At 61.2% G+C, this 21,839-nt stretch carries 20 protein-coding genes and 2 pseudogenes; 10 read left to right on the top strand and 12 right to left on the bottom strand.

Annotated features, from left to right (window positions below; genetic code table 11):
- Positions 1–211: 211 nt before the first annotated feature.
- Genes QN397_RS21730 through QN397_RS21740 form a run of 3 tightly spaced genes read left to right on the top strand, consistent with a single transcriptional unit; the run spans position 212 to position 2,370 of the window.
- The gene (locus QN397_RS21730) at positions 212–1,204 is read left to right on the top strand and encodes a hypothetical protein (RefSeq protein WP_323501894.1); all 993 of its coding nucleotides are present in this window, start codon (positions 212–214) and stop codon (positions 1,202–1,204) included.
- A gap of 12 nt (positions 1,205–1,216) precedes the next feature.
- A complete protein-coding gene (locus tag QN397_RS21735; RefSeq protein WP_323501895.1) occupies positions 1,217–1,945 on the top strand; it encodes a hypothetical protein in 729 nt (242 codons plus the stop codon).
- Positions 1,946–1,959: 14 nt separating this feature from the next.
- On the top strand, positions 1,960–2,370 hold the full coding sequence (locus QN397_RS21740; protein ID WP_323501896.1) for a hypothetical protein: 411 nt from the start codon (positions 1,960–1,962) through the stop codon (positions 2,368–2,370).
- Between the two features lie 10 nt (positions 2,371–2,380).
- Here the strand turns inward: QN397_RS21740 and QN397_RS21745 are convergent.
- From QN397_RS21745 to QN397_RS21780, 8 genes and pseudogenes are all read right to left on the bottom strand, one after another.
- Positions 2,381–2,617, bottom strand: a pseudogene (locus QN397_RS21745) (AraC family ligand binding domain-containing protein); the annotation flags it as partial.
- Between the two features lie 199 nt (positions 2,618–2,816).
- Entirely contained in the window at positions 2,817–3,140 is a 324-nt protein-coding gene (locus QN397_RS21750) for a hypothetical protein (protein WP_323501897.1), read from the bottom strand.
- Between the two features lie 539 nt (positions 3,141–3,679).
- Positions 3,680–4,021, bottom strand: a complete 342-nt coding sequence (locus QN397_RS21755; protein WP_323501898.1) for a hypothetical protein — start codon at positions 4,019–4,021, stop codon at positions 3,680–3,682.
- A 204-nt stretch (positions 4,022–4,225) separates the two neighbouring features.
- Complete coding sequence (locus tag QN397_RS21760) at positions 4,226–5,455, bottom strand: type II toxin-antitoxin system HipA family toxin (RefSeq protein WP_323501899.1); 1,230 nt, start codon at positions 5,453–5,455, stop codon at positions 4,226–4,228.
- Positions 5,433–5,735, bottom strand: a complete 303-nt coding sequence (locus QN397_RS21765) for a helix-turn-helix transcriptional regulator (protein WP_323498572.1) — start codon at positions 5,733–5,735, stop codon at positions 5,433–5,435. The genes QN397_RS21760 and QN397_RS21765 overlap by 23 nt, the downstream gene beginning before the upstream one ends.
- Before the next feature lie 985 nt (positions 5,736–6,720).
- A complete protein-coding gene (locus QN397_RS21770; protein ID WP_323498575.1) occupies positions 6,721–6,990 on the bottom strand; it encodes a hypothetical protein in 270 nt (89 codons plus the stop codon).
- A 349-nt stretch (positions 6,991–7,339) separates the two neighbouring features.
- Positions 7,340–7,924 carry an acyl-homoserine-lactone synthase gene (locus QN397_RS21775; protein ID WP_323501900.1) on the bottom strand — a complete coding sequence of 195 codons (585 nt, stop codon included), beginning with the start codon at positions 7,922–7,924 and terminating at the stop codon, positions 7,340–7,342.
- A 74-nt stretch (positions 7,925–7,998) separates the two neighbouring features.
- Positions 7,999–8,403, bottom strand: a complete 405-nt coding sequence (locus QN397_RS21780; protein WP_323501901.1) for a DUF4902 domain-containing protein — start codon at positions 8,401–8,403, stop codon at positions 7,999–8,001.
- Positions 8,404–8,703: 300 nt separating this feature from the next.
- Between QN397_RS21780 and QN397_RS21785 the strand changes: the two genes are divergently transcribed.
- Both QN397_RS21785 and QN397_RS21790 read left to right on the top strand, forming a co-directional pair.
- Positions 8,704–9,417, top strand: a complete 714-nt coding sequence (locus tag QN397_RS21785; RefSeq protein WP_323498579.1) for an autoinducer binding domain-containing protein — start codon at positions 8,704–8,706, stop codon at positions 9,415–9,417.
- 72 nt (positions 9,418–9,489) lie between these two features.
- The gene (locus tag QN397_RS21790; protein ID WP_323501902.1) at positions 9,490–10,263 is read left to right on the top strand and encodes a hypothetical protein; all 774 of its coding nucleotides are present in this window, start codon (positions 9,490–9,492) and stop codon (positions 10,261–10,263) included.
- A gap of 100 nt (positions 10,264–10,363) precedes the next feature.
- On the opposite strand, the gene QN397_RS21795 is transcribed toward QN397_RS21790, so the two are convergent.
- Together QN397_RS21795 and QN397_RS21800 are read right to left on the bottom strand one after the other, a co-directional pair.
- Positions 10,364–11,068: a class I SAM-dependent methyltransferase gene (locus tag QN397_RS21795; protein WP_323501903.1), complete on the bottom strand. Its 705-nt coding sequence runs from the start codon at positions 11,066–11,068 to the stop codon at positions 10,364–10,366.
- A 211-nt stretch (positions 11,069–11,279) separates the two neighbouring features.
- Entirely contained in the window at positions 11,280–11,627 is a 348-nt protein-coding gene (locus QN397_RS21800) for a hypothetical protein (RefSeq protein WP_323501904.1), read from the bottom strand.
- A 472-nt stretch (positions 11,628–12,099) separates the two neighbouring features.
- Between QN397_RS21800 and QN397_RS21805 the strand changes: the two genes are divergently transcribed.
- Together QN397_RS21805 and QN397_RS21810 are read left to right on the top strand one after the other, a co-directional pair.
- Positions 12,100–13,218: an HDOD domain-containing protein gene (locus tag QN397_RS21805; RefSeq protein ID WP_323501905.1), complete on the top strand. Its 1,119-nt coding sequence runs from the start codon at positions 12,100–12,102 to the stop codon at positions 13,216–13,218.
- Positions 13,219–13,719: 501 nt separating this feature from the next.
- Complete coding sequence (locus tag QN397_RS21810; RefSeq protein WP_323498586.1) at positions 13,720–13,887, top strand: hypothetical protein; 168 nt, start codon at positions 13,720–13,722, stop codon at positions 13,885–13,887.
- A gap of 663 nt (positions 13,888–14,550) precedes the next feature.
- On the opposite strand, the gene QN397_RS21815 is transcribed toward QN397_RS21810, so the two are convergent.
- Positions 14,551–15,306 (bottom strand): SOS response-associated peptidase, encoded by a 756-nt coding sequence (locus tag QN397_RS21815; protein ID WP_323501906.1) that lies wholly within the window; start codon positions 15,304–15,306, stop codon positions 14,551–14,553.
- Positions 15,307–15,679: 373 nt separating this feature from the next.
- Here QN397_RS21815 and QN397_RS21820 point away from each other — a divergent pair, with 373 nt between their 5' ends.
- From QN397_RS21820 to QN397_RS21830, 3 genes are all read left to right on the top strand, one after another.
- Positions 15,680–18,874: an error-prone DNA polymerase gene (locus QN397_RS21820; RefSeq protein ID WP_416352351.1), complete on the top strand. Its 3,195-nt coding sequence runs from the start codon at positions 15,680–15,682 to the stop codon at positions 18,872–18,874.
- A 644-nt stretch (positions 18,875–19,518) separates the two neighbouring features.
- Complete coding sequence (locus tag QN397_RS21825) at positions 19,519–19,926, top strand: BLUF domain-containing protein (protein ID WP_323501908.1); 408 nt, start codon at positions 19,519–19,521, stop codon at positions 19,924–19,926.
- An 87-nt stretch (positions 19,927–20,013) separates the two neighbouring features.
- Complete coding sequence (locus QN397_RS21830; protein ID WP_323501909.1) at positions 20,014–21,171, top strand: HAMP domain-containing sensor histidine kinase; 1,158 nt, start codon at positions 20,014–20,016, stop codon at positions 21,169–21,171.
- A 269-nt stretch (positions 21,172–21,440) separates the two neighbouring features.
- On the opposite strand, the pseudogene QN397_RS26780 reads toward QN397_RS21830, so the two are convergent.
- Positions 21,441–21,704 (bottom strand): annotated as a pseudogene (locus QN397_RS26780) (ATP-binding protein); the annotation flags it as partial.
- Positions 21,705–21,839: the final 135 nt, after the last annotated feature.

The following is a 21,839-nucleotide window of genomic DNA, read 5'->3' on the forward strand; positions in this document are numbered from 1 at the left end:
CGCTAATGGCACCCGTGCCTGGCGAGGCGATCCTTCAGGGCGACGGGTTCGAGGCTTAACGCCGGCCATCGATCGCTATCTCCCGAGCGCAGCTGCTGCAGATCCTCATGTTCTCAGGCGCCGACAGGTTCGGGGTGACGGTGACCGAGACCGAGACCGACATCGCCGCTTTTCTTGCCAACCACCCGGTTCACGGGCTAGGAACTTCACGTTGATCAGCACACGCCACCGAATCTTTGTGAAGAAATTCGAGCCGCGTAAACACGCGTCCGCAACCACACCCATTGCCGCCCCGAGCGCGGTCAGACCAGCGAAAAACAAGAAGGAATCGGAATCTATGGCAGCCAAGGAACCCAAGAGCGCGAAGTCCAAGCCCCTCGTCGATGAGGGCAACCTAAAAACAGCGGCGGAGCGCGCAGTCGCCGCCAAGAAGCTCGATGCGACCGTTGCGACACTCGCCGCCGATGGTCAGCCGCGCAAGCGCGGGCGCCCGCCTTCGGCCACGAAAGGCGCGCCCCATCCCTTCGTCGAGAAGGGTCGCCCCAAAATACTCAAAGAAACGCATTTAGACGACCAGAACATGCTTCTGCCGCTGAACGAGCGTCCCCTCACGGGTCGGGATCTGGCCACGCTGAGCCGCAAGTTCGAACTGACCGTTTCCGAGTTCGGCGCTGCCCTCGGGATACAGAACGATTACACCCTCGCCAAGACGATGAAGAACCCGACCGTGGTGCCTTTTGACGTCGAGATGCTTGCGCGCATGTACATGGACCACCCGTCGCCGACGCCCTGGCCACCGAAGTCGCCTAAGCTCGTGTTCGACACGCTCTACCGTCCCATGTTGGACCGATTCGAGGACGAGAGGGAGCGTGCCTATGCGCGTTCGGCGTTGTTCAGCCGGTTCACCGCGACGATGGACCGCTCGTCTTCCACGGCCTATCGATGGATGGAGAGCAAGGGCAATTCACGTCTGGTCGTGACCCTGCTCCTGCGTAAAACGATGAGCCTGGCTCAGCCGCTCGAGGAACTCGAACGTCTGGCGGCGCTTGTTCACTACGTGCGCGGGGGTGACTTCGAACTGCGTGGGCCCCGACCGGTGCTTGGCGTCGAGATCAAGCGACGTGGTCGTTTGCCCGTGCTGGAACGTGACGAAAAGGCAGAGCTTCGGATGTACGAGTCCGATCCCTTTGCCAACCTGCGCTGAGGACCGACAGACGTGATTGACACCAAACTAAAGCTGCACACTCTCCTGCCCCCCATCGCCAAACGCACTGGGCGGATACCGGACACGACCAGCCTGCGCGCTTTCCTGATCGCCGATGCTCCTCCGGCACAGATCCACTTTCCCGACGTCCGCCCCATGGTGGACGGCATGCCGGTGCGCTCTGAATGGCCCACTGGCTTGGGGTGGGGCGTGCATGGCACCTCGTCGATCAGCGAGGCGAGCGGCTACATGTCCAAGTTTGCGGACGAGCATGGCACGCACGCCTTCGAGATCGACCTGGGCATTCGCATAGACGACGTGAAGAAGGCCGCCGCGACGATCGACAAGGCAGCCGCGGAGGCAACCGGCTTCCTGATCGTTCCCCGGCTCAACTCGGTCTACAAGCTCGAGCTCTTCGAGACGATGCTGGGGTTCATCGAGGCGAGCATGCAGGCCGTGGCAAAGAACAAGCTGCAGGCGAAGGCGCGGCTGAAGCTCATCCGGGAGGAATGGAACCTGGACAAGCTTTTGCTGCAGTACCCGGTGCTGGTCTGGAAGTTTCTCGAGGCGAACCCCTGGGTGGTTTCATTCGTGCACCAGGCGAGCGTGCGGATCGGTGAGCCGGTAGGCGACGAAGCGCCGGTCAGCAAGCTGCTGCAGATCGCGACCTTCCCGATGGATCCAAAACGTGTCACTGGGGCCGGCGTGCGACAAAATGCCGCCATCCGGATTAGCTTCTAGAAACACGAGGACTGGTGGGCATGCTGAATTTTGCTGAGATGTCGTTCGACAAGGCGCAGGAGTCCTGTGCGGTCCTGTGCGTTCTTGCGGCGAATCCGTTGCGCCCGACTGACCTTTCCCTGGACGCCGAGTCGTACGAGGTACTGCAAAGCCTGACGCTGCAACGCATCGACCAGATGGCAGCCATCGAGCTGGCGTCCCCGGCCGTGCGCGACGCCTACATCCAGACTCTCACGCGCGACGTGCTCGAACGCGCCGCAGAGTGCGTTGTGTGCCAGCGTAACGGCTCGCCCGCATGGATCACTTCCCTGGGAGACCTGTGCATGCTGATGCTGGCCGATGAGGCGGCTGTCCTGGAGCACGGCGCAGAACGCTTGAGCGCGCAGGCTCGACATAGATCATCCGGTACTGAAACCCCTCGTTAGTACCCGCCTAACCGTCATGCGCCCCGTCGGGGTGCAGGGCCATTGTGTTGCCTGGCAGGCTGTCACGTCGGCTATGCCGGTAGTTGAAGCTCTGAACGCTGGCCAGCGTGCTGCCGACGGCGTAAGTGTCGTGGCGATGCATCGCATACGCCTTGCCGTGAAAGCGCGCTTCGATGTGTTTCATTCCGTCGATGGATTCGGCGTGCCTCACCCACTCGAGAGGTACGGGTGCTGGCTGGCGACTCATGGCCGTTATGGTATCGAGGTCCCGCGCAGTCCACGCAAAAGAGAGGTGCCGATCTGGCCCGCTCTACGCCAGTCAAACGTTGCACCCCGAAGACCACCCAAGCGATCCGCCGGATGACGTCGTTGTCAATGGGGGATGGGCAGCCGCTTACCCTGAGTCGAAACCTGAACGCAGCCGGCCTCAGCCACGCTTGGCCGAACTACACGGGCTCGCCGCGCCTGGGAATTGACATCGGCTCATGCCTCGGCGTCGCCGCCATGGACGCGCCCCAACTACCGCTTGTGCGCCGCATCATGCTGGCTTTGCCAGCATCCAGTGCAGCCTGCTTGCTCGGCAGCGGCCCCATGGCGAAATCGATCACCAGCGGTTTTTCGCCGGCCTGCGTCTGCTGGACCAGCGTCCAGAAAAAATGGCCCGCAATCGGTTCGTCGATGATCAGCTCGTGTGCGTCAGGCATAAATGTGAAGAGAAAGTGAACTACCTCATTGAAACTCCGGCATGGCGACGCCGAAAGTAAAAACATCACAACTTCGCGTGCGATTGACAGAGGAACCCAAGTCGCGCTCCTGGCCTACATGGCCAGAGTCGCCCGCCGAAGGGCCTGACCGGTCAGCCGCGTCGCACAGTCTGGAGGAGCAACACCTGAGTCTTCTACAAAGCGCGACGCGACAGACATGCCTGATTCCACGCGGACGACCCCATCTCCCCCGACCACACCGGATGGCCGCTACATCGTCGTACGCGGGCGGCTGTGGCGCACCGCAAATCCTGCGCTGGGCTCCGCGGAGAGGCAGACCTTGGTGGACCAGCTTATGGCGGCGCGACGCAGGGTATCTGTGGCCAAACAAGAAACGGACTTGCCTTCACTGGCGCCGACACAGCAACAGGTCGATGCAGCGAAGCACGCCCTCGGCGAGCGCGGGCCGGTCTAGTGGTCGGATGGCTCACCGGACCTGAATCGGCACATGGTTCACACCACGCCATACGCTGCTTGGCATGCAGCGTTGCACAAATGAAGGTGGGTGGACGCGATGAGCGTCGACCGATGTGTTCGGCGTGGAATCAATGCCCTTTTTCAAAGGCCGGGCGTGCTGCTTTGATGAGCGTACTTCGGGTTCTCTGCAGTGCCGCAAGTTGGGCCAATTGCGCCGGGCAGTCGGACGTGGACGCAACCAACACGAAGGCACTCCGACGCAGCGCAGTGATCTTCTTCTCGGTGTCAACAGGCGTGCGATCCTTGGAGATCAGTCCAGCCTTGACCGCCGCGGTCGACTGCCTGAAAAAAGCGCTCTCGAACGCGGGCGTTCCGCACCTCGCGGCGATCACGCGCAAGTCAGCCTCGCGCTGTTCAGGTCCTGTCGCGTTGTTCGACAGGTCGGCCCCGTACGCGCTGATGGATGCCACGAAACTCACGGCCGATATCACAAGGCCTGTATTGAGGCTCCTCATTCGCTTCTCCCTTTCCAAGTCCAACTTCGAATCGATCGTAAGCGGTGCATCGCTGCGAAGCGGCCCTGTGCATCAAGGCATGGTCGTCGCGTCGCGCTCACGCAACGTCTTGTGCTGCGCTGGTCCCAGAAAGCTTGAGCCACGCCGCAGAGCAAAAATTCAACCTTTGGCGTAAGTCATCCCGTCCTGCCAGATCGGCGTCATCTGCTCCAGCAGCACCTTCGGAACCCGCTCGTCCGATGCGGCGTGGCGCAATGTCGTATCCATCGCATCAGCGATCCGACCGAGCACTTCCCCGGGTCTGGCCACGCCGCACACCGTGCTGCCGAAGCGGTGGAGTTCTTCCGTGGTGGGATAGGCTCGGGTCTGACCTTTTCCTGCAAAGAGCTTCAGCGCAAGCGTCCTGTCCTCCAGTTCCGGCCCCCCAGCATAACGGGCATACCGATAGATGGCAGTCGTCACGACGTCGAACATCGGCGCCAGTCGGCAGTCTGCTTCGGAGTGATAGAGCACTCCGTAGTTCTTGAGGTGGCCGTCGCCATTGCGCACCATGATGCTGAACGCCACCTGCTCAAAAAAGCGCGACAGGCTGTCGCTGGGCAACCGGATGTACCGCAGGAGGTCCGCCACGCGCTCATAGCTGCCATGGTATTTGCGATCGGACTGGATGTCGCGCACCCGCAGGCCCATCAATGCAGCGATGTCTTCGAAGCCCAGTCGCGATCCGTCGGCCTCGATGTCGAAACGGTCGACCAGAAGCATCTGGCCGTCATGCGAGAGATCAAAGCTCGGCGTCACTATCCCGGCCATCCTGGCTGCCGTCAGACACAGGAACTCGTTGGCCGCCAGCCCGGGATACACCGCAGAGGCAGTCTTTACGATGAGTGTCGGGATCGGGACGGTGGGACGGTCCGGCACCATGATCTTGGGTTGCATCCCGGCAATGCCGGCCCCCGTACTGAGATAGGCGCGCACCAGTGCGTCGAAGACTTCCGGGGTGTAGCGCATCTCGAGCAATGTTTTACGCGAGATGTGCACGGGCGAATCCGCTACACGTGCGCCGGGGAGCCGGAAGCCCAAACGGCCGATACCGTTCGAACCCACCAGCGCCAAGAGGTGCATGGGCGTGAGTGGCTGCTTGGGGAACATGGCCCGCAGTCGCAGATACAGGTCGCCCTCTGGAAGATTCTGGTCCATGACCGCAAACAGGTCGCCATCCTGGTAGGTCGGCTGGCTTGGCGGCATGAGCAGCGCTACTGCGGGCTGGTCGTCGCGGCTGCTCAGATATCGGAATTCGTAAATCGAGTGCTTCAACAGCTGCCCGGCGGCAGCGTTACTGATCTCGACGTCGAGCTGCTTGATCTTGTCAGGGAGCATCGTCGTCTTCATCCTGGGCAAAGCGTTGCTGGACATCTGCGAGAGTCGGCATGCCCAGCCGCTCGAGCCGGATAGTCAGGTCCATGGCGCGCAGGATATCGAGCAAAGAGCTGACGGTGACGTCTTCCCCGCGCTCCAGGCGATAGAGAACGTTGCGCGCACGACCCGAACGTGCCGCAATGTCAGTCGCTTTGAATTTGCCTTCTTTTCGTGCGCGCTGCACCGCGGCACCCAGATCGGTCGGCAGACGTATTTTGTCCTTCATACGCCACATATTAGGCAGAAGACGCATAAATGTCTATTTAAAAGGACGCCTAGCCACCGACCAGTTTCCGTCAAAACTAGGCTGTCGCCCAATCCGACAGCCGTTCGAAAAGCTTCGTGGCCAGTGCATCGCGTTTCATCGCCTACGAATTGCTGGCGGCTAGCAAGGAAGTTGGTTCCTAAATCCGCTGGTACGACGAGAAGCGGATCAATATCTCCCTCGGGTCTCCCAGCCCCAACGAATACCGAGAGAGTCTTGGACTTACAACATAAAACCAGTCCAAGTTTTTATCCGCATCCCCCTTGCGGAAAGAGTTTTCCCACAACGTTCTCGAGATGCGACCAGTCACCGGCTTGCCCTGGGACCGGTTCCCTAAATGTTCCCCTCCCGCCCATCAACAGTCGGCCGGTATGGTCGATGCGGTAACACAGCAGCAGATTGCGGGCATCGGATGACACATGCCCTTTGGGCATGATGGAACGGCTGATGGATCTATGCATCTGGGGCCAGAGGTCGTCCGTGTAGCCGTTGGTGCACAGCACCACCCGCTCAGCCGTGACCGTAACACCTTGCTGGATGTGCACCTGCCACTAGCCGCTGGCTTGCGATAGCTGATTAACGGGACTCCGCGTGTGAAGCTAGAACGACGTCCCCGCCCAATCCGAAAGTCGTTCAAACAGCGTGGCCGCTGGCGCATCACGTTTCATCGCAATAGCTTGGATCACTGCCCGCGCGGTCGCCACCGATTCAATGGCCCCGGCTACTTGTGCGGTATTCCCAGCACGGTCCATATCATTCCGGCAAACCGAGCTGGCGAGCGTTTTGAACTCCGACGGCGTCAGCCCTTTGGCGCGTCGCACATGGTCCGAAAAAGCCACCATTTTTGCGAAGCATTCAAACCTGTCTGACATCGGGTCGCAAGTGCGCTGCAAGTAGCTAATTGTCGTTATTCTGAAGCGTTTTACGCGAGGCGGCGAGGCTTTTGCGTTGGCAAACTTTGAAAAAGTGGGCGCTACAGAACCTGGAACCCACTGTCGCACGTAAGGGGCTTGCGCTCGTAGTCGCCCAGCCATGCGCGAAGCCGTACTGACAGTGCAGCGCTGGCAGCAGCACGATCGGGGAAATGTCCGTCGAGCGCGAGCATGCACACCCATTCCCCATCCCTGAACACATCTGCCTGATAAGTTGCTGTCCCGGCGGCGGCGCCTGTAGCCACCAGCCGCATGGTCCATTCCGGCAGGGCAAAAAGCTGCTCCTCTCCAAAGGCAGTCTGGGCATTCATGTGCTTCCAGTTCGAACATCAAGTGCGACGCTGGCATTTTAGTCGCGCCGCGCTTTTCTGCGACACGCACGGCAACTGCTATTCGCCGAAAGCCTTATGGATTTCGGACGGCCGGTACTGCTTGATGTGAACTGACGATTAGCTTGGAACTTGTGTGGGATCGGCCTGCGTCATGGCCCTGCCTAAGAGCCAGCAGCGACATCATTAACGCACAGCCGGCACAAGCGTTTCGACCGACAAGTTGCTTCCCGCGTCAGGCAGCCGGCGTCTGCGCCATCCTTTTTGAATACATGCTGGCAGGCTCGTACCGCCTCGCGGTCGCCAGGGCGTGTAACAACTACGGCAAGCATCAGTGAGCTGGCGCGACAGCCTTCCTTCGTGCTTCCACCTCGATCCAGCACGCGAAGATCGGATGACCGTCGACGATCATCGGCGGCGCGGCGCGGTGCGCCTGGAAGCCCTCGCGACGCAGCAGCCGCTCGATCCCCAATGGGGACACCGTGATGATGCGTTCGGCACCGTGCGCTGCCGCCACTTCGATAGCCTTTTCCAGAAGTCCGACGGCGACTTCGGACGAAAACTGACTGAGTGCATTGCCGTGAGGTGCGTTGAAGTCCACCGCCGCGAACCGCGACAGCTCCCACACTCTTGAATCGCAGGGTGGTGCCGCACCGCCCAGCAATTGAGGAAAGACCTCCCCCAGCAGATAGGGGCTGGTCGTGGGCAGCAAACGCGCCACACCCACCACCTGGGCAGCCTCATCGCGCGCTGCGATGTAGAGCGTCTCGTCATGATCGAACTGGTCTTTTTCAAGACCTTGGTGAGTAACAAGATCCCATCCCAACGTCTCTACGAAAACCTTGTATCGGTAGCGACCAACATCGTCGAGGACGTGTTGTGCCAGATGACCAGGCCGGCCTGCCAGTATTTCCATTTGCTTCATTCCCGAAGTTGTATCGGGCATTTCAGCGCCGGCCCGGCGCGCGCGAAACTATCAGTTCTGATAGGTCAGCTCGCGTAGCGCCCGCACACCGCTTCGAAGGCGGGCGTATTCCAGTCGAACGCATCAATGAGCGAAGCCATGACTTCGAGGCTTTGCTCCCACGGCAACGGGTCCAGTTCGCCTCTCAGCACAAGGACGTTGGTTCGCGGCATGCCAAGGCGGACCACCCTCGGCGCTGGCGAATGCGTCTCGAGTTGCCAGTCCCAGCCCAGTGTCAGGCCCGGCTCCTCGGCGCTGACCCACTCGGTGTAACCGCAAAGCGTCGTGCTGCTGCCGCAGCGGTGCGTGCCGTCTGCGAGGGCGTCATCGTCGATGCCCGACATCAGGTGCACCAACGTGATGGCGCCAAGTTGTCGTTGATGCAGTCGCAGCAGTCCGTCGGCAGGATGGTTGTTCATCACGGCACCCATGGGGAATGGCGCGCTCGCATTGATCGCGCGGGGGTGTGAGCTTGCGTGCGTCGGGCCGCCAGATCAACCCGTCACTTTTCATAGGCTGCGGGCAACTGCGAAGTTGTACACGGATCGACAACGATGACAGATAACAGAGCCGATAGCCATTCGACTCACGTATTGCCGATGAGGTAGATTGACCCCTTGGACGTGTCCGGCGGCCGCTGCGGGCGCACACTGCACTGGACATGACGCTAGCCATTGTTTAACCGAGCTTGCCAAAGCCTGGTCTCAATCGATCAACCGCCCTGCAGATTCATGCCATCGTTCACCGAGAGCCTCCTAACCGCGCTCGATCGTGCCGAGAACGAAGTTGTGGTTTTTCAGGCCCTCGTATCGGCCGCCAGGACGCTTGGCTTCGAGCATGTCGCTTATGGCCTGCGCCTGGCAGTGCCCGTGTCGAATCCGAAAGTCATCACGCTCAACAACTATCCGGAGCCATGGCAGACGCGTTACCAGCAAGCGGGTTATCTGGCGATCGACCCGAGCGTGCGTCATGGCCAGCGAAGCCAGGAACCACTGGTATGGGGTGACGACGTATTCGGTGCTGCGCAAGAGTTGTGGTCTGAAGCGAAGGACCAGGGCCTTCGAGTGGGATGGGCGCAGTCCAGCCTGGATGGCTTCGGTGTTGGCGGCATGCTGACCCTGTCGCGCTCCGGCGAAATCCTGAGCGAAATGGAACTGCATCACAAGGAAATGGAGATGCGCTGGCTGGTGCAGGCCGCGCACCTGTCGCTCTCTCGCCTCATGAAGCCGAAGTTCACGCTGCAACCCGAGGCGCCTTTGACGCCCCGCGAGATCGAAGTGCTGAAGTGGAGCGCCGACGGCAAGACGGCCGGCGAGATCGGCGACATCCTTTCGATTTCGATGCCCACGGTGAACTTTCATATCAAGAATGTCATTCACAAGATGAAGGCGGCCAACAAGACGGCGGCGGTGGTGCAGGCATTGATGTCCGGTCTCCTGAACTGATCGTGGACCGCCCAGCCGACCTACCATTTCTGGTAGTTACTGGCTGCTTCGTCTTTCGATTGAATCGAAGAGATGAAAATCGCCAACTTCCTGGCCGCCGCCGAGATCCGGGTGCACCTGTCTGCAGGCGCACTCATCGCGTGCGAGATCAAGCGCGGCTGGGGTCCTGGCACCATCGTGCGCAAGGCCAGCTTCGCGTTCGAGAGCGGCGAGCGTGCAGCGGCAATGCAGGCGCTGGCGGATTGGATTGGCAAGACGGCGGCACGGCGATCCGTTTTCTGGATCGTGGGGCCGACCGACGCGCAATATTTCATGCTGCGGTGGGCACCGGCATGGCTCGACCGAACGCTGCGCGATTCCTATGCACGCGCCCATTTTGAACAGCTCTTCGAGTGCGATGCCTCGCTCTCGACCTTCTGCTTCGCGCATCCCTCCGACGACAGCGAGCAGCTGGTCTCTTGCATCTCCAAAGCACTGCACGCGGAGTTGGTGGCCCATGCCAAATCCTCACGTTGCGATCTGGGCGGTATAAAGCCTTCCATACCGGCGGTCTGGGATCAATTTCGGGACGTGCTGGAAACCGAGGACGGCACGCTTTGCGTAGTGGACGGCGATCGGCAGGCGCTTGTGCACCACGACAAAAAATACATCAGGAACGTCGTCGTGAAGCCGTGCGGCAAGTCGGCGGGTGTCCCGGCAGCCCGCACTGGCGTCTCGCGTCTTTTCACGAATGCCATCACCGGCGGGCCGATCAAGTCGATCGCGACCCTGACTTTGCCAGCACAGCGCGGCTATGTCGACGCACAAGACACCGTCTATTCCTTCGCACTGTGCGGAGCACTTTAGACAAGCAGCGCGCCGCGCCCCTTTTCCCAACTCCTGAAGCGGTCAAGTTGCTTCTCGCGGAGCCGCTTTACAGCATTCGCCATGCGGCCCGCAAAATCTCCTACTCGGCCTTTCTGAAAACCACGACATGCTGCCAAGGCAGCGTTTCGACGGTTCGGGCCCAGATCAGGCCCAGCGCCTGCGCTTCGCGCCGGACCTGCGCTTCGCTCATCTTGTGCAACGGTTTGATCGGCACGCTGGCATCTTCCGCCCGGTACTCGACAAAGACCACTTGGCCGCCGGGCTTGAGCGCCTTGACGAGGCTTGCAAGCACCGCATCCGGATACGCCAACTCGTGGTAGACGTCGACCATGATGGCCAGATCCACAGAGGACGGTCGCAGCTTCACATCCGTCTCGCTGCCGAGTAAGGGTGTCACGTTGAACAGGCCATCCTGCTGCGCCGCCTTGCGCAGCAGGACGAGCATTTCAGGTTGTACATCCACGGCGAACACCGTGCCCGACGGCGCGACCGCCCGTGCCATGCGCCGCGACAGAAACCCGGTGCCGGCCCCGATGTCCGCCAGGACCATGCCGGGCTTCAGGTCCAGGGCTCTGAGCAACAGATCCGTGCGCTCCTCCCTCTCGCGTTCTTCGCGGTCCAGCCAGGCTGCGCCCTGCCAACCCATGACCTGCGCAATCTCTCGACCCATATAGCGCTTGCCAATGCCGTCGGCGCTGGCAGGACCAGTGACGTACACGGGCATTTGGGCGTTTGCGAGCGACACGAGACACGCGCCCGAGACGAGCAGCAGCGTCTTGTACAAGCGCAATGCCGCCAGTTTGCAAAGGGGTCCGTCTGTCACTCTGTGGCGCCGCATTGGAGATGTATGAGTTTTGTGCATCGATGAATCGTCAAAACCAAAAGGCAGCTCCTCATATGCACGGAAATCGCGGAACCAAAATTGGCGGGCTCGCAGCCAACATCAATGCGTTTCGCTCTTTGCGCGCAGCCGCACCAAGCAAGTAGTACGGACTCTACTCGGGCGGCATGATGCCGATCGCGCTCAGATCCGTCGCAAGGTAATGGCGCACAACCGGTTCACGGTCAATGAGCTTGGCGCGGTCTGCAGGCGCAATGGTGGGTCGGAGCGTCTCCGCGCCTGTGAAAGCACAGATGCTTTCCATCAAATCCCAGGTCGAAACGACGGCCACCTCGGTGCTGCCGTCGCCGAGATCGCGAAACAGCGCCACAGCGCGCTGACAGCCGGCTTGCGCACGCAGCTCTTTCAGCTTGGTGACTTCCAGATGCGCGCGGCATTCTTCATGGAGTTCGGTGCGAATCCAGAATGTCCACTCCCGAAGGATGTTGCTGTTCTTTGGCATTGATCACTTTGTCCCGAGTTTCTGCCGAATCCGCGCGATGACTTAGCGACTGGCATTGCCGAACTCTGAAACTCACAGCGCATTTCTCCGCATCATTCGATCTCCGTCGTGATTCGGACAGGAACGAAGTCGCAGCCAAATCACATTTGAACCAAGCCGTTCATTTTTGTGGCCGGAATGTGAATGAATTGCGCTTGCGGGGGTGGCTTGGGCAACGTCTTCTGAACCGGCGAGCCAACCGCAGAACCCGCACCTGAATGCGTGTGGGCACTGGATCGCTTTTGACAACGACAGCGTACCTTCAGATGCTGTGGAACGCGTACTTGGCCGAGCTCCAACAAAAGAACGAACGTTGTTGTGACGAACTGCCGCATGCGACGACCACCTTTGAAACTACGATCCATGAGTTACCACCAGAGTCCGAAACGCCCGCCTTCTTGCGACTCTTCGCCTGTTCGACTTCAACCATCCTATGCACCGCATCCTGAGTGCCTTCGTCGACTTCTGCTCCGTGACACGAGGGATATCGCGGATCGGTTCGGACCGTCGACGCGGCGCACACCTGCAGGACACGACACCCCCTTTGCAATCGCTGCCCGCGGTGACAGACCTGATCCACGTCGCAGCGGATGAGCCGGATCACGCCCAAGCAGCCGCGGCGCAATGGCATGCGTCTGAAAACTTCCGCCTGATTCCAAGCGCCGAGGCCGAGTCCCACGTGCGCGATCAACTTGAAAAACAATTCAAGGACCTGCCACGACCACCACGGGCATTCCACGAGTTGCTGTCGTTCGACTTCGTCGCGCGTGCTTCGTCGAACTACGTCGGCGACTTGGTAGCAGGGGAGCCGATCGTGGCAGCCCGCATTCTGGCGAGGGTTAATTCAGTGCTGTACGGCGCCCGAGCGCCCATACTGCAGATTGGCCAGGCCATCACGTTTCTTGGCCTGCAAAGCGTGCGCAACATCTGCCTGCGCTATCTGCTCGACGAGTCCTTCAAGACAGCAAACCCAGCCATGCGCGCGGCTCTCGATGAAATCGGTAGGTCCAGCGCTATCGCGAGCGAACTGTGCCATCGCTTCGCGAAACGCATGGACCTGGACGACCCCGCCTCGTTGACCACGCACGTCGTCCTGTCCTTCACGGGCCATCTTGCGTGTGCGTTGGTCCGGCCCGCGGACCAACGCACAGCGCCTGCTGCGGACACGTTAAGCCTGCTGCAACGCTTTGAGCGGCAACAGGCATCCATCGGACTGGCTGCACCGGAGGTGGGACGCCTGCTGCTCAGTTCGTGGAGCCTGCCACCGTCACTGGTCGACAAGGTGGCCATGATGGACCGGGTGGCAATGCCACTCGACGGTGCGCCAAGTCTGCAAAGCCAGACTCGGGCCATTGGGTTTCTCTGCGCGCGGCTGGGCGAACGGTTGGCACGCAAGCAGGTCGCCAACACCGAACAGCTCGAAGCCCTGCTGCAAACCGATCCGGATCTGCGTTTCCTTCGATCTTATTTCGATTCGACGGCTTACGACGATGCCCTCCGGAGCATGGTCGCACCGGATTTTCTGGAGGGACTCGACGTCGTAGAAGCGTGACACGCAAAAAGGTTGAAGCGCTGAGGCAGGCGGATAGGCACCTTCAGACACATCCTCAAATGCGGCGTCTCCGCGACACCGCTTGCCAATGCGTTACGTTCTTAACAGGCGTGGTCCCCACTGTGACCGGTTGGACAGGCGAGTCGTGCAACGGGTCGGCTTGCCGCACGCGCATGGTGACCACCCCAAAGGCACATCATCGAAAAAAAGCGGTCACGCCCGCCCTAACTCGATGTACCGCGGCCAGTCAGTTTGCGCGCTGTTCTAACGACTGCGTTGCGGCTTTTCTGCAACGCTGCCAGCTGCCCGAGTTGAGCGGCACAGTCCGACAGCCCAGGCATCAGTATCAAGGGATTGCGCCGCAGCGACGTGATCGATTTCTCCCCCTCGACGGGTCGGCGGTCTTTCGCGATCAGTCCAGCGGAAACAACCGCCATCGACTGCCGGAGAAAAACTTTTTCAAAGGCTGGTGTGCGGTCGGGCCATCATCTCGCGCCGGCTATGCCGCCTTCGGGCTGCAATGTCTACGAGACGCTCGGCTCTGGCTACACACTGCTGGCGTTTGGCACCAAGGCCAAAGTCCTCAAGGATTTTCGCGACGTTGCAGCTGAGTTGCGCATGCCGCTCACGATCGTGCAAGACGACTGCAAAGGCGCAGTCGAGCGCTAGGCAAACCTCATTCTCATTCGACCCGACCAGTTCGTTTGCTGGGCCTGAAAGAACGTCGAACTTCATGGCAAAGAGGCCTGGGAAGGTTTGTCCGTTGCCAGAGGATGACGCGACCCGCGCAGGCGCTAACTCGCGGCGGGTATCGCACCATTGGTGAGCAGGCCACCACCAAGTGGCTCGGAAATTGGGGCCTGCCGCGTTTGTTTTTATGTCCCATCCAATACGCCGCCGATGCATCGCCGGATCGTGACAGTCCAGCTTTTGTACGAACGTCCCGGCTGTCGGTGTCCTGACGAAGCCAACCGGGCAGTGCAGGCAATCGTGGTGACCACGCCGTGGTTCAACAACGATGCCAGCGACCGTAAAAATCACCATGCAAGTCGTTTATATGTTCGGAAGCTTTGCCATCCCGGACGAGACGAACAGGATTCCCTTCGGAAGCGAGTCGTCGGAGGCGATGGCAGCCTCACTGAAAGTCACCGTTACCCCAGCCGGTTTTGGCTACCGGAGCAGATGCAGCAGCAAATGAGCCACTAACGCCCTAATGCCAACGCCAAATCTGAGACTGGGAAGGCGGATGGTTTCCAACTGCGCCGATGCCTACTCGCCTTCAGTCAACGCAGACCACCCGATGTCAGATCTGACGACCAGACGTCAAGGGTGCTAAGACATGCAGTTCACAGTAAAAGTCTCGCCTCCTGAGGCAGCCGCAGGCTGGTCTGCCGGTCCCGCGTTGAACAGTTCCACCGGCGTCAACTGAACGAGCGCTTTGGCTTCTTCCACTGTACCGGCAAGCCACTGGTCGAAGTCAACCTGTTCCACCAGCACGAGCGATCGCTTGTCCTGTTGTTGCGGCGGCAACGATAGCTTCGTCTTGGGATCGAGCATCGGCTTGTGCATGCGATTCATTAACGGATGCACATCGGCGTTCATCGTGAGCATGGTGTAGTTGGGCACGATCTCGCCGGTGATTGGATCGGTCCACATGCTCCAGATTCCGGCGACACCCCAAGGTTGTCCGTCTGAGCGCTCGAAGCGCCACCACACGTTTTTCCCCGTCTCCCAGTTGGGCTCGTCGAACGACGACGCCGGAATGATGCAACGCTGGCCTCGCTTCCACGCATCGCGATACGTCGGCCTGCTCGACACGGTTTCGCTGCGGGCGTTCACGGTGCTCAGACGCTTCGGCTTGTCGCCCAGACCTCTCGGCTTGCTCATGGGGATGCGCGTTTCGCAGTCGGCCGGAATCATTCCCCACTGCCCCACGACAAGATCGTTCGAACCATCACTGGCCCGGCGAATGAAGGGGCCCGGGCGCAGCGGATGGAGTTCACGCACCCAGCCGCTCTGATTGCGCGGGCCGACGTGCCAAAGGGCCTCGATCTCGCGGACTTCCGGGCTGATGTAGCGGGTGCACATAAGGAGATTCTGCAATGCCGCGGCGCCGGCGTCGCGCGGTCGAACAACTGCCTGGCACGGCGGACCAGTTCATCGGATTTGTCCAGGCCCCGCGCTTGGCGATTCCTTGGTTGTCAATGGTCTGAGCCACTCGGCCGCAGCCTCCACGGGCGTCAGGCTGCGCAAGCGCGCGTCTTGCCAGAGCGCGGCCGCCTGCGCCTCCAGTTCGACTGGATCGATCGTTCGCCAGCGGCGCTGCAGCTGGTGCGCGCACGCACCAATCCACAGGGCTTGGCGGCCGTTTGAATCGTGCAATTTGTCCATGAGCGCATCGTACAAAACTACTGGATGAATGTACAGTTATCAGTCTTGATGCCGACGTCTGTGCTTCGTGATCCTGCCCGTTCCGTCCTCTCCGCCTGCCTACGCCGAGCTGCACTGCCGCTCTAATTTCACCTTCCTCGTGGGTGCCTCCATGCCGGAGGAGTTGGTGCGCCGGGCCGCCGAGAAGCACTACACCGCACTCGCCCTGACCGACGAATGTTCGGTCTCCGGCGTCGTGCGGGCCCACCTCGAAGCACGCGAATGCGGCCTGCACTTCATCGTCGGCAGCGAGATCCAGTTCATGACCACCAACGACACCCCCTTCGCTCGACTGGTGCTGCTGGCGCAGGACAGGCGCGGCTACGGCAATCTGTGCGAACTCATCACGCTGGCGCGCCGGCGCGCACCCAAGGGCTTGTACAAGGCGCTGGTCACTGACATCGAGGGCAAGACCGCCAAGGCCCCTCATCTGGCCGGCATGGCCGGTTGCATCGCTCTCCTCCTGCCGGAGGCAGGCGCCACCGTCGAAAGCCTCTTCGCCCAGGCCATGTGGCTGCGCACCTGGTTCGACGGCCGTGGCTGGATCGCTGGCAGCCGGCCGATGCAGATGGACGACGACCTGGTCCTATGGACCCTCGAGGAGGCCGCGGGACAGGCCGGCGTGCCGATCGTGGCCACCGGAGGCGTGCTGATGCACAGCCGCGGTCGCAAGCCCGTGCAGGACGTGCTGACGGCGGTGCGGCTGGGCAGGACCGTGGCGGAGTGCGGCTTCGAGCTGTTGAGCAACGGAGAACAGTACCTGCGCGGCCGTGTGCTGTTACCTGAATTGTTTCCGCTTGAATGGCTGCACGAGAGCGTGAAGATCGCGGGCCTGTGTACCTTCAGCCTGGAAGAGCTGCGCTACGAGTATCCCGACGAGATCGTGCCGCCCGGCGAAACGCCCGCTTCGCACCTGCGCGCGCTCACCTACGCCGGCACCCTCACGCGCTTCCCCGCGGGCCTCTCCGACAAAGTGCGCGGCCAGATCGAGCACGAGCTGGCCATCATTGCGCAACTGGCCTACGAGCCCTACTTCCTGACAGTGGCCGATATCGTGCACTGGGCGCGCGCGCAGGGCATCCTGTGCCAGGGCCGCGGGTCAGCGGCCAACTCGGCGGTCTGCTACTGCCTGGGCGTTACCGAGGTCGATCCGGCCCGCATGAACGTTCTCTTCGAGCGCTTCATCAGCGTCGAGCGCAAGGAGCCGCCGGACATCGACATTGACTTTGAGCACCAGCGACGCGAAGAAGTCATGCAGTACATCTACAAGAAGTACGGGCGGGATCGTGCGGCCATCACTGGGGTCATCACCTCGTACCGAACCAAGTCGTCGCTGCGCGATGTCGGCAAGGCGTTGGGGTTTCCGCTGGAGACGGTGGAGCAGCTGGCAAAGACCGCCTACGGCACCGAGGGCGTGTGGATCGCAGAAGCCTGCCTGGTCGAATGCGGACTCGATCCGTCGACGCACAAGGTGCAGCAATGGCTGCATCTCGCCAACGAGGTGCGCGGCTTCCCGCGGCATTTGAGCCAGCACACCGGCGGCTTCGTCATCGCGCGCGACAAGTTAAGCCGCCTGGTGCCGGTGGAGAACGCCGCAATGGACGATCGCACCGTGGTGCAGTGGGACAAGGACGATCTTGATGCACTCGGCCTCTTGAAGATAGATGTGCTGGCGCTCGGCATGCTCACCGCCATCCACCGCGCCTTCGACTTCGTTGCGGGCAAACGTGGCGCCCCCTTCGGCATGCAAGACGTGCCGGCCGAGTGCGTGGTGACCTACGCCATGATCCAAAAGGCCGACACCGTGGGCGTATTCCAGATCGAGAGCCGTGCACAGATGAGCATGCTGCCGCGGTTGAAGCCCGAGCGCTTCTACGACCTGGTGGTGCAGGTGGCCATCGTGCGGCCCGGACCGATCCAGGGTGGCATGGTGCATCCGTACCTGCGCCGCCGAGCGGGCGAAGAAGCGATCGACTACCCAAGCGACGAGATCAAGGTGGCGACCGAGCGCACGCTGGGCGTGCCGCTGTTCCAGGAGCAGGTGATGCAGATCGCCATGCTGGCAGCCGATTTCACCGCTGGCGAAGCCGATCAGTTACGCCGGGCCATGGGCGCCTGGCGTCGCAAGGGCGGGCTCGAGCCGCACCAGGACAAGCTCGTCCATCGCATGCTGGCAAAGGGCTACACACCCGAGTTTGCCGATCGAATCGCCAAGCAGATCGAAGGCTTCGGCAGCTATGGGTTTCCTGAGAGCCATGCGGCCAGCTTCGGCCTCTTGGTCTACGTGAGCTGCTGGCTCAAGCGCCACCATCCCGACGCCCTCCTCGCCGGCCTGCTTAACAGCCAGCCGATGGGCTTCTACGCACCGGCGCAATTGGTGCGCGATGCGCGCGAGCATGGGGTCGTGGTCAGGCCGGTAGATGTGACAGTCAGCGAGTGGAAGACCACGCTCGAAGAAGCCACGCAGGCCAGCGGGTGCAGTCCGCGCTGGGACACCGCTTTCGTGGACCCCTTGCGCGCAGTGCGGCTGGGCCTGTCGCAGATCTCGGGCATGCGGGAGGCCGTGGCACAGCGGATCGTGGCCGAGCGCGCGACTGAGCCTTTTGCCACGGTCGAAGATCTCGGGCGGCGCGCAGGGCTCGATGCGCACGACCTGCGTTGCCTGTCCGGCGCCGATGCCCTGCACTCGCTGGCGGGCCACCGGCCGAACGCTGTGTGGGAAGCGATCGGTGTCGAGACGCGGGCCACCGAGCTGCTGCGCAACGCGCCGACGATCGAAGAGACCATCGAGTTTGCCGCACCTACCGAAGGCGCCGACATCGCGGACGACTACGCCTCGATGGGCCTGACGTTGCGTCGGCATCCGCTGGCGCTGCTGCGGCCCCGGCTGGCGAAATGGGGCATCCGAACCGCGGAGGATCTGCGACGCAATGCCAAAGACAAAAGCACTGTCCGAGCGAGCGGCATCGTGACGCACCGGCAGCAGCCGGGCACGGCCAGCGGCGTGATCTTTGCGACGCTGGAAGACGAGACCGGCACGGTGAACATCATCGTGTGGCCCAGCGTTGCCGAGGCACAGCGGGCGGCGTTGCGGGGGTCGATGCTGCTCACAGTGCAAGGCACCTGGCAGTCCGAGAAAGGTGTGCACTCGCTGGTCGCGTTGAAGCTGCGCAATCACGACAAGCTGCTCGGGCGATTGCATGCCTCGAGCCGGGATTTTCGGTGAAATAGCGCACTTGACAAAACCGTTCGCCGGTTAAACCACAAGGTGACCACACAGTCCGCACCAACTGCAAAAGATCGGGGGGCGGATGCGCCTTGCCGATCATGGTTCCGCGGCAGATTGCGGCTTAGCAATGTCAAAGGTAGTTGGCCGGGACGGAGGCGGCCTCGGCCTGCAATCGGTAGTGGACGAAAAGCTCTTCATGGGCCTTGAGTTTGCGCAAAGCCCAGAACTAGTGAACGAGGCGGCCAGTGTCGTCGTAGGGCTCCGTCGCTTCGCGGTTCGGCGCCCAGGAATGATTGAGATGCCGCGTGGCATTGCCGCCGCGCACTGCGCCGATCGTGATGCCATCGGACAGCACAAACAAGTAGGTCGGCTAATCGACCCACGCCTTGGATTAAATTGCCTTGGCGCTGTAGCTTCTGCCGTTGTACAGAACCAGGAGCGTGCGTCTGAGCACCGCGCAAACAGCAAATGCGTCCAAGCCATGCAAGAAACTGCGGCCAGTGCGAAATAGGGCGTGGGCTGCCGTCGGCTAGAAGCATCGATGAGGGCAACTTCAATCGGACTCCTCATGGAGTCGTCCTACGCCGAAGTTCATAGCCAGCGCACAAACAACCTCGAGTACTTGAGAGACACAAGATCTCATGCTCGGTCGATTGATTTATTCAAGCACGGCGCTCTGCGACGCTGCTGAGGGATTGCGCATTTGCGTCGAGGCCCGGCAAGCCAACGCCGCCCGCCAAATAACCGGCGCGCTCTATCTTGCGGACAACCTCTTCTTCCAGTACCTTGAAGGAGAAGAAGTGCAACTGGCCACATTGGTTAACCGTATTCACAAGGACAAGCGCCACTCCAACTGCGCCGTGCTGGACAGCCGGCTCATCTCGCAGCCCATATTTAAGTCATGGCCAATGGCGTGGCTTCCCCGTACGGTGCAGACCGATCTTTTGACGCAGGCCGTTGTTCCGCGGGGATCGAATCCTGCAGCGATCGACGGGACAACCGCCGGGACGTTGTTTCTTGCTCTGTCGCAGTCAGCCGAGCATCATTAAGGGTTGGTCACGAGGGCCGGTAAGCACTTCGTCCACGTCCGCAACGCGGATGCGATTGGGTACGATCGGCCGATGCGCAGGTTGCGCATGTCAGCCACCGAGGTTTCTATGCGGCTTGCGGATTTCATTGACCAGAATATCGAGACCATCGTGTTCAGCGCGGAAGAATTTGCGCGCACCCTGGATCCCGCCGCCCGGCATCTCGATGCGGAGGCTTTACGGGATCACATGCCGATGATTCTGCAGGCTGTGGCAGTGGACCTGCGAGCACCCCAGACACGACCCGCGCAGCAGCTCAAATCACTCGGCCAGCAACAGCGCCCGCAGGGCGCCCCTGAGAGCGCAGCGCAGACGCACGCGCAGTTGCGGGCCAAGGCGGGTTTCGACATCGAGCAGCTCGTGGCGGAATACCGGGCGCTGCGCGCTTCGGTGCTGCGGCTCTGGCTGGGTGAGGCATCGCACTTCGACGACGACGCGTCCGACGACGTAGTGCGCTTCAACGAAGCCATTGATCAAGCTGTGGCCGAGTCGGTGGCGTTCTACACAGCCGAAGTGGACCGCTGGCGGCACGTATTTCTTGGCGTGCTGGGGCACGATCTGCGAGGGCCGCTCAACGCCATTCTGTTGACTGCTGAAGTGTTGTCGCGCATGACCACTCTCGAACCGTTGACCCGTCACACTGTCCGGCTTGTCCAGAGCGGCAAGCGGATGAAGACATTGCTCGACGACTTGCTCGATTTCAGCCGTGCCTCACTTGGTCTTGGCATTGGCGTCAGACGGACAGCCGCGGATCTTGCGGGCCCCTGCAGGGAAGAGATCGATGTGCTGCGCGCCGCTCTGCCGGACACGCCGATTACTTTTGAGGCGGAGGGCGACACCTCAGGTGAATTCGACGTGTCGCGCGTACGCGAGGTGCTAGGAAATCTTGTCAACAACGCGGCGAAGTACGGCACGCCAGGCAGTACGGTGGTTATTCACCTGAGCGGTGACGCCGAAGCCGTCCGGTTGTCCGTTGAAAACCTTGGCGAGCCCATCCCACTCGCAGCTATCCCGCAACTGTTCGAGCCGCTTCGCCGCGGCGCGCCGGCCGAGCCCCTGGACGAACGGGCCAACCTGGGTCTGGGACTTTTTATCGTTCGCGAAATCGCGAGGGGTCATGGCGGCGAGGTCGTTGGAATGTCAGCTGACGGCAAGACGCGATTTACCATGCGGCTGCCCCGAATGGCAAGCTCGCCCGGAGTCTGAAGCGAGGCCCCCTCAGGGGCCCAAAAGTCGGAGTGCATTCGAGTCATGGCGCTTGCGTCGTCCAAGACTCAGTTTGTTGCACGGGGTTTCGGCGCGAACGACAGCGGCATCCAATGGGAGACGGGGATAAAAGCTGGCATCGGGGATGCCGGCTGTGCATGACTCCACCGTCTTCGTCCTTTCTCGGCTCCTTTTGAATGGCAGATCGCTTGCGCGAAGAAGGCACGAAGGGTGAAGCCCAGAGAACCTTGCCCCGCTTGTGTAATTGCTTAGCCGGCGTTTCCAGTCGGCGTCTTTCGCGCCTGCTCACGAGACTTTATGTGCTTCTCTGAGTTCGTCGTGGCGTGCGTGATCTGGCAACTGTCATTGCCCGTGTCGATGATGTAGCAGTGGTGCGTGAGCTAGTCGAGCAACGCGGTAGTCATCTTCGGATTCCCGAACACACTGAACCATTCTGCGAAGTCCAGGTTGGTCATCACCACCACGCTGGTGTGCTCGTACGGCTTTGCACGCAGGTTGAACAGCAGCGCCCCAACGGCACTCGTGCAGAGATAGTTGTAAAACTATCATTCGTTGTCACCCATGGTTCTGGGCAACTTCATTGGACAGCGCCGGAACCATCTGCAGGCAATTCAGTTTCAGCGTGTCCAAGGAAAGCAATTCCGTGC

It is taken from the genome of Variovorax sp. RTB1, assembly GCF_035018765.1.
GTDB lineage: Bacteria > Pseudomonadota > Gammaproteobacteria > Burkholderiales > Burkholderiaceae_C > Variovorax.